Annotated in this window: 12 protein-coding genes; 7 read left to right on the forward strand and 5 right to left on the reverse strand. The window is 64.5% G+C overall.

The window, feature by feature from the left end:
• The first annotated feature begins 6 nt into the window (after positions 1 to 6).
• The 5 genes from sufD to ABIC09_RS10235 all read left to right on the forward strand — a co-directional run bounded on the left by sufD (position 7) and on the right by ABIC09_RS10235 (position 3,990).
• Positions 7 to 1,311 carry a Fe-S cluster assembly protein SufD gene (sufD, locus tag ABIC09_RS10215; RefSeq protein ID WP_354109182.1) on the forward strand — a complete coding sequence of 435 codons (1,305 nt, stop codon included), beginning with the start codon at positions 7 to 9 and terminating at the stop codon, positions 1,309 to 1,311.
• A complete protein-coding gene (locus tag ABIC09_RS10220; RefSeq protein ID WP_354109183.1) occupies positions 1,308 to 2,555 on the forward strand; it encodes a cysteine desulfurase in 1,248 nt (415 codons plus the stop codon). The genes sufD and ABIC09_RS10220 overlap by 4 nt, the downstream gene beginning before the upstream one ends.
• A complete protein-coding gene (locus ABIC09_RS10225; protein ID WP_148748806.1) occupies positions 2,552 to 2,923 on the forward strand; it encodes an SUF system Fe-S cluster assembly protein in 372 nt (123 codons plus the stop codon). Before ABIC09_RS10220 ends, ABIC09_RS10225 begins: the two co-directional genes overlap by 4 nt.
• A gap of 49 nt (positions 2,924 to 2,972) precedes the next feature.
• The gene (locus ABIC09_RS10230) at positions 2,973 to 3,383 is read left to right on the forward strand and encodes a HesB/IscA family protein (protein WP_148748807.1); all 411 of its coding nucleotides are present in this window, start codon (positions 2,973 to 2,975) and stop codon (positions 3,381 to 3,383) included.
• Between the two features lie 166 nt (positions 3,384 to 3,549).
• Positions 3,550 to 3,990: a TfoX/Sxy family protein gene (locus ABIC09_RS10235; protein ID WP_354109318.1), complete on the forward strand. Its 441-nt coding sequence runs from the start codon at positions 3,550 to 3,552 to the stop codon at positions 3,988 to 3,990.
• Positions 3,991 to 4,052: 62 nt separating this feature from the next.
• Here the strand turns inward: ABIC09_RS10235 and fabA are convergent, their stop codons facing one another.
• From fabA to ABIC09_RS10255, 4 genes are all read right to left on the reverse strand, one after another.
• Positions 4,053 to 4,583 carry a bifunctional 3-hydroxydecanoyl-ACP dehydratase/trans-2-decenoyl-ACP isomerase gene (gene fabA, locus ABIC09_RS10240; RefSeq protein WP_354109184.1) on the reverse strand — a complete coding sequence of 177 codons (531 nt, stop codon included), beginning with the start codon at positions 4,581 to 4,583 and terminating at the stop codon, positions 4,053 to 4,055.
• A 113-nt stretch (positions 4,584 to 4,696) separates the two neighbouring features.
• Positions 4,697 to 5,764 (reverse strand): GGDEF domain-containing protein, encoded by a 1,068-nt coding sequence (locus ABIC09_RS10245; protein ID WP_354033503.1) that lies wholly within the window; start codon positions 5,762 to 5,764, stop codon positions 4,697 to 4,699.
• Between the two features lie 128 nt (positions 5,765 to 5,892).
• On the reverse strand, positions 5,893 to 7,437 hold the full coding sequence (locus tag ABIC09_RS10250) for a DEAD/DEAH box helicase (RefSeq protein ID WP_354082744.1): 1,545 nt from the start codon (positions 7,435 to 7,437) through the stop codon (positions 5,893 to 5,895).
• 280 nt (positions 7,438 to 7,717) lie between these two features.
• Positions 7,718 to 8,695 (reverse strand): helix-turn-helix transcriptional regulator, encoded by a 978-nt coding sequence (locus tag ABIC09_RS10255; protein ID WP_148748811.1) that lies wholly within the window; start codon positions 8,693 to 8,695, stop codon positions 7,718 to 7,720.
• A 191-nt stretch (positions 8,696 to 8,886) separates the two neighbouring features.
• Here ABIC09_RS10255 and ABIC09_RS10260 point away from each other — a divergent pair, with 191 nt between their 5' ends.
• A complete protein-coding gene (locus tag ABIC09_RS10260; protein WP_354109185.1) occupies positions 8,887 to 10,404 on the forward strand; it encodes a caspase family protein in 1,518 nt (505 codons plus the stop codon).
• A 39-nt stretch (positions 10,405 to 10,443) separates the two neighbouring features.
• On the opposite strand, the gene ABIC09_RS10265 is transcribed toward ABIC09_RS10260, so the two are convergent.
• Positions 10,444 to 10,728 carry a hypothetical protein gene (locus ABIC09_RS10265; protein ID WP_148748813.1) on the reverse strand — a complete coding sequence of 95 codons (285 nt, stop codon included), beginning with the start codon at positions 10,726 to 10,728 and terminating at the stop codon, positions 10,444 to 10,446.
• A gap of 121 nt (positions 10,729 to 10,849) precedes the next feature.
• Between ABIC09_RS10265 and ABIC09_RS10270 the strand changes: the two genes are divergently transcribed.
• Positions 10,850 to 12,118, forward strand: a complete 1,269-nt coding sequence (locus ABIC09_RS10270; protein WP_354109186.1) for an FAD-dependent oxidoreductase — start codon at positions 10,850 to 10,852, stop codon at positions 12,116 to 12,118.
• The last annotated feature ends 105 nt before the right edge of the window (positions 12,119 to 12,223 follow it).

Here is a 12,223-nt window from a genome sequence, read left to right on the forward strand (position 1 = left end):
CTTGCAATGAACGTTGCTGTGGCAAAGACCGGAAAGGGCCGCGCGGTGAGCGATCTCTTCACCAGCGCCGAAGGCCGGCTGCCGGGTTCGCCGTCCGTGATCGCGGCGCGCCGCGAGGCGTTCGAGACCTATGAGCGTCTCGGCTTGCCGCACCGCCGGATCGAGGAATGGAAATACACCGACCTGCGCGCGCTGGTCGGCGAGGTGCTGCCGCTTTCGGCCGCGCCCGATGCGGCCGCTCTGAAACGCGCCGCGGATGCCATCAAGGCGCATGCGATCGAGGGTGCCCGCAAGCTGGTGCTGGTCGACGGCGTGTTCGCCGCCGATCTGTCAGACGTCAAGGCGCTCGCCACCGAGGCGAGTTTCAAGACGTTGCGGGAGACGCTGGAGAAGGATGCGGGTCTTCTGAAGACCGCGTCCACCGATGCCGTGATCGCGCTCAACGCGGCGATGGCGACCGATGGCGTGGTGCTGTCGATTGCCGACGGCGCCCAGCTGTCCGCACCGATCCAGATCATCCACATCGCGACCGCAGCTTCCGCGTCGGCCTTCACCCGTTCGCAGGTCGCGATCGGGAAGGGCGCTCGCGCCACCATCGTCGAGAGTTTCGTGGCGGCTGGCGCCAAGGCCTACCAGATCAACGACGCCGTGCTCGTCACGATCGGCGACGATGCCGATGTCGCGCATATCCGCCTGATGGACGACGCGCCCGACGCGGTGAACGTGACCTCGCATTTCGTGACGGTCGGCGCCAACGTCAAATTGAATTTCTTCAACATGACCACCGGTGCTGCCGTCAGCCGCCTGCAAGGCTTCATCACGCTGGCGGGCGAGGGCAGCGAGCTCTCGATCAACGGCGTGAACCTGTTGCAGAAGACCGAGCACGGCGACACCACGCTGGTCGTCGATCATGCCGTACCCAACTGCGTCAGCCGCGAGGTTTTTCGCGCGGTGATTGACGATCGCGCCCATTCGGTGTTCCAGGGCCGCATCATCGTTCGCCCCGATGCGCAGAAGACCGACGGCAAGATGATGACCCGTGCGCTGCTGCTCTCTGACGAAGCCGAGGCTGACAACAAGCCGGAGCTGGAAATCTTTGCCGACGACGTCTCCTGCGGCCACGGCGCCACCGCCGGCGCGCTGGACGAAAACCTGCTGTTCTATCTGAAGGCGCGCGGCTTGCCGGAGAAGCAGGCCCAGGCGCTGCTGATCCAGGCTTTTGTGGGCGAAGCGATCGAGCAGATCGCTGATGACGGCTTGCGCGAGCATGTGATCGGCATTGCCGAGCGCTGGCTGGAGCGTCGGTCATGAGCACGCATCCCGCAGTCAAGAACGGCGCTTATGACGTTGCGCGCGTGCGCGAGGACTTTCCGGCGCTCGCCATGCAGGTCTACGGCAAGCCGCTGGTCTATCTCGACAATGCGGCATCCGCCCAGAAGCCCAGCGCCGTGCTCGAGCGCATGACGCAGGCCTATACATCCGAATACGCCAACGTCCATCGCGGCCTGCATTATCTCGCCAACGCCGCGACCGAAGCCTATGAGGGCGGCCGCACCAAGGCCGCGCAGTTCATCAATGCTGCGCGGACCGAGGAAGTGATTTTCACGCGCAACGCGACCGAAGCGATCAATCTGGTCGCTTCGTCCTGGGGCGGGCCGAACATCAAAGAGGGTGACGAAATCGTCATCTCGATCATGGAGCACCACTCCAACATCGTGCCCTGGCATTTCCTGAGGGAGCGCCAGGGTGCCGTGATCAAGTGGGCGCCGGTCGACGACGAGGGCAATTTCCTCATCGACGAGTTCGAGAAGCTGTTGACGTCGAAGACCAAGCTGGTCGCGATCACGCAGATGTCGAACGCGCTCGGCACCATCGTGCCGGTCAAGGACGTCGTGAAGATCGCCCATGCCCGCGGCATTCCCGTGCTGGTCGACGGCAGCCAGGGCGCCGTGCATCTGCCCGTCGACGTCCAGGACATCGGCTGCGACTTCTACGTCTTCACCGGCCACAAGGTGTACGGTCCCACCGGCATCGGCGTGCTGTGGGCCAGGTATGACCACCTCGTCGCGATGCGCCCGTATAATGGCGGCGGCGAGATGATCCGCGAGGTCTCGCGCGATGTCGTCACCTATGGCGACCCCCCGCACAAGTTCGAGGCGGGCACGCCCGCGATCGTCGAGGCCGTCGGCCTTGGCGCGGCCATCGACTACGTCAATTCGATCGGCAAGGAGCGCATCGCTGCCCACGAGCACGATCTCGTCACCTACGCCCAGGATCGCTTGCGCGAGATCAACTCGCTGCGGCTGATCGGCACCGCACGAGGCAAGGGCCCGGTGATCTCCTTTGAGCTTAGGGGTGCGCATGCCCATGACGTCGCCACCGTGATCGACCGCCAGGGCATCGCGGTGCGCGCGGGCACCCATTGCGTGATGCCGCTTTTAGAGCGGTTCAACGTGACGGCCACATGCCGGGCCTCGTTCGGCATGTATAATACGCGGGAAGAAGTCGATCATCTGGCACAGGCGCTGCTGAAGGCGCGGGATTTGTTCGCATGAGTGACACGGCCGAAATCAAAGCCAATCCGATGGAGACTCATTCGGCGCTGCCGCCGGAGGAGACCGAGCGTCTCACGACCGAGATCATCGCCGGCCTCAAGACCGTGTTCGATCCGGAGATCCCGGCCGACATCTACGAGCTGGGCCTGATCTACAAGGTCGAGATCAAGGACGATCGCTCCGTCGACGTGCAGATGACGCTGACGACGCCGAACTGTCCGGCCGCCGGCGAGCTGCCGACAATGGTCGAGAACGCGGTCGCCAGCGTTCCCGGCGTCGGCGTGGTCGACGTCAAGGTCGTCTGGGAGCCGGCCTGGTCGCCGGAACGCATGAGCGACGAGGCGCGCCTCGTCCTCAACATGTGGTGACGCGTAACCTCGATATTGAATTCGCTCCGCAACGGACCACATAAATAACATGACCCAGATCTCGTCCGGCTCGACACCAGCATCCACCCCGAAGCCGCGGCGTCCGCGCCCGCAGGTGATGCGGCTGACCGATGCCGCTGCCCAGCGGATCAGCGAGCTGACCCAGCGCGCCGATTCCGAGATCGTCGGCCTGCGTGTCGGCGTCAAGAATGGCGGCTGCGCCGGCCAGTCCTACACGGTCGAATACGCCCATGATATCCGCCCGACCGACGAGGTCGTCGAGGACAAGGGCGTCAAGATCCTGGTCGACCCCAAGGCCGTGCTGTTCCTGCTCGGCACCGAGATGGACTACAAGGCCGACAAGATGCAGGCCCAGTTCGTCTTCAACAATCCCAACCAGATCTCCGCCTGCGGCTGCGGCGAATCGGTCGAGCTGCGCCCGGCGCAGATCGACGGGTAGATTTCTCCGTCGTTGCTCTCGTGTCCCGGACGCGCTGCAGCGCGCTTGTGCTGCTGCGCAGAGCCGGGACCCACGCTATAGTCACCAGTACAAAGACGGCTGGGCCCCGGCTCAGCAGCGCACCGTTTCACGCTGCGCTGCATCCGGGGCACGAGAGAGCATGCCTATGGACCGCGAATTCCTGATCGACCTGTTCGCCGATTTCGGCCCCGTCGCCATCCGAAAGATGTTCTCCGGCTACGGCATCTCCGCCGACGGCATCAACTTCGCACTCGCCCTTCGCGCCGGCCTGTTCTTCCGCGCCGACGAGGTGACCATTCCCGAGTTTGAAGCCGAAGGCTCAAAGCCCTTCCAGTATTCGACTCGCGCCAAGACCGTGCTGGTGAACTCCTATTGGGAGCTGCCGGCGCGCCTGTTCGACGATTCCGAGGAGCTGGCGCAATGGGCGAGGGCGGCGCTCGCCGCCGCCCAGCGCGCCAAGGTGAAGAAGCGCCCGAAGGGGAAGAAGGTCGCGAAGAAGGCGGAGCCGAAGAAGCCCGTTGCGAAAAAACGGCCAGCCAAGAAGTCGGTTCGTAGGGTTGGCAAAGTGAAGCGTGCCCACCGTTGAAGTCCCGGTGTGGAGAGATGGTGGGCACGGCGCAAGCGCGCCTTTGCCGACCCTACGGCACGTCACTCCGCGGCCTTGGTCAAACCAACCCGCATATCCTTCGCCACGAACACACAGGTGCCGTCAGCAAGCACGCGGCCGTCGGCTATCCCGAGCACCAGCTTGCCGCGGCGGACCAAGCGCATGGTGACCTCGTAGCGCACGGATCGCGTCGTCGGCGTGATGGCGCCCGTGACCTCGACCTCGCCGACGCCGATGGCGCGGCCCTTGCCCGGTGAGCCCGACCAGCCGAGCCAGTAGCCGACCATCTGCCACATCGCATCCAGGCCGAGACTTCCGGGCATCATCGCGTCACCGCGATAGTGACAATCGAAGAACCAGTGGTCCGGCACAATGTCGAGCTCGCCGACGATATGGCCCTTGCCGAACTCGCCGCCGTTCAGGCTGAGTTCGGTGATGCGGTCCATCATGAGCATCGGCGGCGCCGGCAATTGCGCATTGCCCGGACCGAAATAGCCGCCTTCGCTCGATCTCAGCAGCTCGTCCCTGGTGTAAGACGGTTGTGGCCTGTGAAAATCATGAGGATTGGGCACGACAACAAGTCCTCGATACGCGCGATCAGACGTTGCAGGTGGCGAGGAAGATGTCGTCCGTCAGGTTGGAATGTCAAGCGCGGCCCGCGTCTCTCGGCCCGCAGTGTCCCACCTCACGCCACCCGGTTGTGTGTCTCGACCGCGTATTCCGGGTCGACTTCGCAGATCACGCGGTTGCGGCCGTTGCGCTTGGCGGCGTAGAGACAGGCATCCGCACGCTCGATCAGGGCATCGGTGTCGTCACCCTGCTTCAGCATGGAGACGCCGACCGAGATGGTGACGCGGCCGAGGATCTCGCCGGTCGATTTCTTCTTCAGCTCCTTCGCCATCACGGCGCGGCGAATATGGTCGGCGACGGTGAGAGCCTGGCGCAGCGCGGTGTTGGGCAGCAGCACGGCGAACTCCTCGCCGCCATAGCGCGCAGTGATGTCCTGGCCCTTGATGGTCTGTTTCATGGACAGGCCGACCAGGCGCAGCACCTGGTCGCCGGTGAGATGGCCGTAGGAATCGTTGAACGACTTGAAATGGTCGATGTCGAACAGCAGCAGTGACAGCGGCTCGCCCGAGGCGAGTGCGTTCTGCACCGCCATGCCGATCATGCGGTCAAAATATTTGCGGTTGCCGAGCCCGGTCAACGGATCGGTCAGGCTCTCGGCGCGGATCGCTTCCAGGCTGTGCTGGAGATTGCTGATCTCGTTCTTCGACAGTGTCAGCCGGCCTTCCAGCGCCTTGTTGGTCTCGCGCATCTCGTCGGTCGAACGCAGCAGCGTCTCGACGATCGCCTTGATCTGCTCGCGGCTCTTGGCCGAGGACAGTTGCTCGGTCGCGCGCGACAGGCTGGTGTCGTAGGCGCCGGTCATCCCGAGCGCGTCGCTCAAGACCGTCATCACGTCGTCGATCTCGCCGATGACGCGCGCACCGACCTTGTCGATGCGGTCGGTCGTTTTGATGTGGGAGAGATAGGTGTCGTAGATCTGCTCGAGATCGGCTTCGGTCAGCTTGCCGCTACGTGCCAGCGTCTCGTTGATGATCTTGTTGAGCGGGGCATTGTAGCCGGTCGCGTAGACGTACCAGATCTCGTAATTGCGGGGAATTGCGGTTTGCTTCAGCGACCGGATCTGACCGAGCGCCACCTCGGCAAACGCCATCGTGCGTTCATGTTCATCGAGAACCTTGACCACAGAACATACCCCACAACGGTCGATGCGCTCGCGACCGCAGCAATGCTTAAATTATGTTCGTAGGCTAACGGACGATGATGAACGGTCGGTAAACGGTCGACCGCTCAACTCACGCGTGTATCGTGGTTTCAGGCCCCGGCGGGGGAGCGGACCGGTCGGAGCAGGAAGGCCGGGAGGTGCGAGTGATCGCCGGGCTCGGTATCGGCTTCGCGCTGGCGGCGCGGCTCGGGACGGCCGATCGACGGGACATGCGACGGATTGGCCGGCTGGCGCGATCCTCCGCGCGGCTCGGACGGCTGCCTTGCCTCGCGCGGAGGCCTTGCTTCGCGAACAGGCCTCGCTTCGCGAGGAGACCGTGCTTCAGCGGCAGGCGTTGCATCCGTCGAAGGCGCTGCCTCCGAGGAGTGTCGCGCCTCGCGCGGCTCGTGGCTGCGCTCACGGTCACGACCGCGCTGCGGCTTGCCGCGTCCGCCGCGGGAACGTTCGCGATCGCGTCCGCGCGATTCGCGCGGACGGTCGCCCTGCTCACCCGAACCCGCATGTACTTCGTAATCGCCTTCCGCGCGGGGAATGCTCTGGCCGATCAGCTTCTCGATCGCGACCATCGACTTCTGGTCGAGCGGCGTCACGAGCGAGATCGCCATGCCGGACCGGCCTGCGCGGCCGGTGCGGCCGACACGATGGACGTAATCGTCGGGATGGTGGGGGACGTCGAAATTGAAGACGTGGCTGACCTCGGGAATGTCGAGGCCGCGGGCGGCGACGTCGGAGGCGACCAGCAGCGGCAACTCACCCTTGCGGAACTGTTCGAGTGCCGCCGTGCGGGCCGACTGGTCCATGTCGCCGTGCAGGGCGCCGACGCTGAAGCCGTGCTTCTGAAGCGATTTGTGAACGACCGCGACCTCGCGCTTGCGATTGCAGAAGATGATCGCGTTCTGGAGATCCTTGGCCTCGCGCAGCAGGCGGCGAAGCAATTCGCGCTTTTCATGCGCCTCGCGCCCGGCCGGGACCTGACACTGCGTGACGGTGACTGCGGTAGTGGCGGGCTTGGAAACCTCGACCTTCTGCGGATTGTGCAGGAAAGTTTCGGTGATGCGCCGGATCTCCGGCGGCATGGTCGCGGTGAAGAACAGGGTCTGCCGCGTGAAGGGGACGAGCTTGCAGACGCGCTCGATGTCGGGAATGAAGCCCATGTCCAGCATGCGGTCGGCTTCGTCGATGACGAGCAGCTCGACGCCGGTGAGCAGCAGACCGCCGCGCTCGGTATGGTCGAGCAGCCGGCCCGGGGTGGCGATCAGCACGTCGACGCCGCGGGTCAGCTTGGCATCCTGGTCGCCGAAGGAGACGCCGCCTATCAGCAGGGCGACGTTGAGTTTCTGGCCGGCGCCGTAGCGGTCGAAGTTTTCCTTCACTTGCGCTGCGAGCTCGCGGGTCGGCTCCAGGATCAGTGTGCGCGGCATGCGTGCGCGGGCGCGACCCTTTTCGAGGATGGTGAGCATCGGCAGCACGAAGGCTGCGGTCTTGCCGGTGCCGGTCTGGGCGATGCCGAGCACATCCTTGCGTGCGAGGACGTGGGGGATCGCCTGTTCCTGAATGGGGGTGGGGGTGGTGTAACCGGTGGCCGCCACTGCGGCGAGGACTTTTTCGGATAGTCCGAGATTGGAAAAGGACATTGAGCCTCTGGTCGAAACCGCCGTTCGGAATCGAGGGTAATAAGGCTGTCGCGTTCCACCCCGAAACGGCGCGCTCTCAAAGAAGCTGGGGGTGCTGACTCACGCGAACAAAGCGCCAGCTCAGGAATCGCTCTTCGATACCGAGCCGCGTCGACCCGGAACATAGGGCGGAATCGGCCAAAGTCAATGGAGCAGGCGCGGGAAGACCCTAAAAACCCTCAGGTTTTTGCCCAAATACCGGGCGCGGCTGGGCTTTTCGCCGCAGCAGCCAGCTCGGTGGTTAACGCGCGCCTGCGGCCCGGGCCCGGAAATCGCCGGGCGCCATGCCATAGGCGGCGTTGAAGACCCGGTAATAGGTCGCCAGGCTCTCGAAGCCGCAGGCGCTGGCGATGTCGGCGATCAGCCGCTCCGGCGCTTCGCACATCAAGCGGCGGCTCTGCTTCAACCGCTCTTCCGTCACGGTCTGCGAGAAGCTGCGGTCGGCGACCTCGAACAGCATGTGCAAATGGCGCACGGAGACGCCGAGCAGGTCGGCGACACGCGTCGGCGCCAGATCGGGGTCTTGCAGATGGCGCGCGATCAGACGCCGCGCCAGCGAGAGGCGGCCGGTCCGGAGCGCGGCCTGTCCGCGCCGGCTGCCCGGCCTGACGATGCCGCGCTCTATCAGCGCCAGCTGCCCCAAGGCCTGCACAAGCAAGGCCTGTACAAGCGGGACCGCGCCGGACGAACCATCATTCGCGGCGGCGTCGCCGAGGTCGGCAAAGCAGGCGTCGAGCAGAGGTGCGAGAGCGGGATCGTTGAAAACCTTGGGCGCAAGCTCGCGCGTGCGCTTGTCCTGTGTCGCGAGGCCGCTGACGGGGATCTTCAGGATCCGCAGATGGAAACCGGAATCGCCCAACGGCCTCGTGTGGTAGGGCAGGTCGGTATGGCTGGTGGCAAAGCCGCCATTGGCGATCGCGAAATCGCTCGAGCGCATGCCGCCGAACCAACCGCCGCCGCCGAGCTGCTGGTAGACGCAGATGCTGTCACCCGGCGCGTAGCCGATGTCGGCCTGGCTGCGCTCGACCGCGTAGGAAGACGCCTTCAGCTCCACGAGGGCGCCATTGCCGACCTGGCTCAGCGAGAATTCGCCGTAGAAGTCGCCGCGCCGTTCGCGCTCGAGCTCGGCGGTGACCCCGAACAGCCCCTTGGCGCGGACCTCGCGCCAGAAATCGAAGCGATCGTGCGGCTCGACCTCGTCGGTGCACCAGCGATACACGGCAGCCCTCGTCTCGAACGGAATTCCGCCCAAGAAGAAGCAGATTCCACGAGAATCTTCTATAGGCCAAATCATGGCGCCGCGGGGACGGACCGGTTGAACCGCCGTTACGGCTGGACCGACTATCACATCAACGGCGTAAGGTTCCGCATGGAGCCAACGGGGAGCCGTTCTGCAGCGGGAATATCACGATGACGCGTCGGTTTTTCAGAATTCTGGCGGCGGTTGGCCTGGCGGCGAGCCTCAGCAGTTTCGCGAGTGCCGCGCATGCCGAAAAGCGTGTCGCGCTCGTCGTCGGCAACAATGACTACAAGAACGTTCCGAAGCTCCTGAAGGCCGTCAACGACGCCCGCACCATGGGCGATACGCTGAAGCAACTCGGCTTCACCGTGATGGTCGCCGAAAACCAGAACCGTCAGCAATTCTCCGAGACGCTGCTCGCCTTCGACCGGGCGATCGAGCCCGGCGACACCGCGTTCTTCTTCTATGCCGGCCACGGGTTCGAGATTGCGGGCCAGAACTATCTGCTGCCGACCGACGTGCCGGCGGCGGCCGAAGGCCAGGAAGAGCTGGTGCGCGACGCTTCGATTCTCGCAGATCGTGTCGTCGAGCGCCTCCAGAACAAGAAGGCGCGCACCTCGATCCTGGTGTTTGACGCCTGCCGCAACAATCCGTTCGAGCGCAGCGGCACGCGCGCAGTCGCCGGCGGTGGTGGGCTTGCGCCGATGACGCAGCTGCCCGAAGGCGTGTTCTCGGTGTTCTCGGCAGGTCCGCGCCAGACCGCGCTCGATCGCCTCTCCAACGATGATGCCAATCCCAATTCGGTGTTCACGCGCACCTTCGCCAAGGAGCTGCTGCAGCCCGGCGAGAACCTCGTGCAGGTCGCGCAGCACACGCGCCGCCTGGTCAGCGAGATGGCCGATACCGTCAAGCACAAGCAGGTGCCGGTCTATTTCGACCAGATGGTCGACGACGTCTTCCTCAGCGGAGCCGCGAAGGATGCCGCGGCCGCGCGTCCGGCCGACCCGCCGCCGCAGAAGCTCGCGGCGCTGCCGCCGGTCTCGGTGCCGCGCGTGCCGAAGGAAGAGACGACCAACGCGCCGATCGCGAGCTTCTCGCGCCACAATGGCGGCTGGAGCGTGACGTTCTCCTTCGCTGATCCCACCCTCGGGGTGTCCTGGCGCATGGCAGGCAATGGTGATTTCCGCGAGACCGGCTTCATCGACGCGCTCGATCCGCGCACGCGCAAGCGGATGCCGAACCCGTCGATCGAGCTGCCCCCGGACGCGCAGGCCGGCACCATCGAGGTCCGCTACGTCGACGCGTCCGGTGACATGCAGGGCCCGTTCCCGATCAAGTTCGATCCCGAAGCGGCGCTGATCCGGGACCAGCGCAAGATCCTCGACATGACCGCCACGAGCTGGCTGTCGTTCCGTCAGTTTAACGGGCTGCTGGTGTATTATTCCCATCTGGTGTCATATCGTTGCGCGATCCGCGAGGCGCGGATCGGCATCGACACGGCGGTGCCGGACAGGGTGCTGAAGCTGCCGCCTTGCGACCTCCGCGATCCCTCGGCGATCACGGCCGGCATGCTGCTCTACGAGAAGCTGCCTCCGGCCACGCAGTTCATGTCGGTCGAATTGACCTATCGCGACGGCAGCGTGTCGGAGGTCAAGAGTTTTCGTACGGCCAACCGCAGCAACAATTGAGCTGTCTCGGGGGCTCCGAAGCGGGCGGGGACTGGTCCGCTAAGGCCGGCGCTTCCTGAAGAGGCGCTTGGCAGAGTCGATGGCCTCGATCAGGGGTGGCGCCAGCGAGAAGAAAGTTCCCATGGCGATCGAGATGATGACATGGCTGAGCAGGAGCTTCTCCTGCTCCTCAAACGGATAGCCATGCTGATCGATCCGCACAGGTGCAAGCGCACCCGTCGCCCGCGGATCCAGTCTTCGCGGTTTGCGCGCCGGAAGCATGATCACGACAAAAAGCACGTTGATCAACAACCAGATGCTAAGCACTATGAGGAGGGTGCGCACAGCAAGATCATCCTGAAATCAATCGAACTCGTCAGCAACGCTACGGACCATTTGCTCTCACGGCAAACCAATTCGGACTTGTTGCACCGCACAGCGGACTAAAGTCGCAAGCGAGGATCTGATGGATGAAACAGATACGCCTCAGCACACCGTAGGTCACTCCGTGAGAGTCCGGTGTTGCATTGTCGGCGGTGGGCCCGCGGGAATGATGCTCGGCTATCTCCTCGGGCGCGCCGGCATCGATGTCGTGGTGCTGGAGAAGCACGCCGATTTCTTCCGCGATTTTCGCGGTGATACCGTGCATCCCTCGACGCTCCAGCTGATGGACGAGCTCGGCCTGATCGACGGCTTCCTCAAGCTGCCGCATCAGCGCTTGCAGACGATGGATGGCCTGTTCGGCGGCACCAAGGTGCGGATCGCCGATCTCAGCCGGCTGAATACGAAGTACCCGTTCATCGCCTTCATGCCCCAATGGGATTTCCTGAATTTCCTGCGCAAGGCAAGCGGGCGCTTCGCCTCGTTCAAGGTGATGATGAGCACGGAGGCGGTCGACCTGATCCGCCGCGGCGATACCATCGCCGGCGTGCGCGCAGAAACGCCGGACGGCACTGTGGACATCGAGGCCGATCTCACCATCGCCTGCGACGGCCGGCATTCGACCGTGCGCGAGCGTGCCGGCCTTGAGGTCCAGGAGATCGGCGCGCCGATGGATGTGCTGTGGTTCCGTGCCGGCCGAACGCCAGACGAGACCGAGAATTTGTTCGCGCGTGTCGAGCCCGGCAGGATGATGGTCACCTTCGACCGCGGCGACTACTGGCAGTGCGCCTATGTCATCGCCAAAGGGCAATACGATGCGGTGAAGGCGAGGGGGTTGCAGGCACTGCTCGACGACGTCGTCCGCATGGCGCCGGTCCTGCGATCCGGAATTGCCGACGTGAAGAGTTTTGACGACATCAAGCTTCTGACGGTCGCGATCAACCGCCTGCCACGCTGGACACGGCCGGGCCTGCTCTGCATCGGCGACGCCGCACACGCGATGTCGCCGGTCGGCGGCGTCGGCGTCAATCTCGCCGTACAGGACGCGGTCGCGACTGCAAACCTGCTCGCGGAGAAGCTTCAGCGCGGCTGTCCATCCGAGGACGAGCTCGATACCGTGCGGCGCCGCCGCGAGTTCCCGGTGAAGATGACCCAGGCGATGCAGGTGATCGTGCAGAACAACATCATTAGGGGCGCGCTGCAGGGCGGCGATCACCCGCTCAAGGTGCCGCTGCTCCTGCGATTGATCTCCGCATCGCCATGGCTTCAGGGGATTGCGGCGCGCTTCGTTGCGCTCGGTGTGCGGCCCGAGCACGTGCGTTCAAAGGCCGCGCCGGCGTCAGGGATTCAGTAGGGATAATGTCGCGTTAAATCGCGCGCTTTGCGTTGCGTTCGCGCAACAGCGCACGCGGATTCAAAGACCGCGATGCGCCAATCCGGCGCCTTAACTCTCTTGATT

Origin of the sequence: Bradyrhizobium sp. S3.12.5, assembly GCF_040548225.1 — a bacterium.
Taxonomy (GTDB): Bacteria; Pseudomonadota; Alphaproteobacteria; order Rhizobiales; family Xanthobacteraceae; genus Bradyrhizobium; species Bradyrhizobium cytisi.

Bases quoted from the DNA above. Each gene is read 5' to 3' on its own strand.
- sufD (WP_354109182.1), top strand. From the start codon at position 7: ATGAACGTTGCTGTGGCAAAGACCGGAAAGGGCCGCGCGGTGAGCGAT.
- ABIC09_RS10220 (WP_354109183.1), top strand. From the start codon at position 1,308: ATGAGCACGCATCCCGCAGTCAAGAACGGCGCTTATGACGTTGCGCGC.
- ABIC09_RS10225 (WP_148748806.1), top strand. From the start codon at position 2,552: ATGAGTGACACGGCCGAAATCAAAGCCAATCCGATGGAGACTCATTCG.
- ABIC09_RS10230 (WP_148748807.1), top strand. From the start codon at position 2,973: ATGACCCAGATCTCGTCCGGCTCGACACCAGCATCCACCCCGAAGCCG.
- ABIC09_RS10235 (WP_354109318.1), top strand. From the start codon at position 3,550: ATGGACCGCGAATTCCTGATCGACCTGTTCGCCGATTTCGGCCCCGTC.
- ABIC09_RS10250 (WP_354082744.1), bottom strand. From the start codon at position 7,437: ATGTCCTTTTCCAATCTCGGACTATCCGAAAAAGTCCTCGCCGCAGTG.
- ABIC09_RS10260 (WP_354109185.1), top strand. From the start codon at position 8,887: ATGACGCGTCGGTTTTTCAGAATTCTGGCGGCGGTTGGCCTGGCGGCG.
- ABIC09_RS10270 (WP_354109186.1), top strand. From the start codon at position 10,850: ATGGATGAAACAGATACGCCTCAGCACACCGTAGGTCACTCCGTGAGA.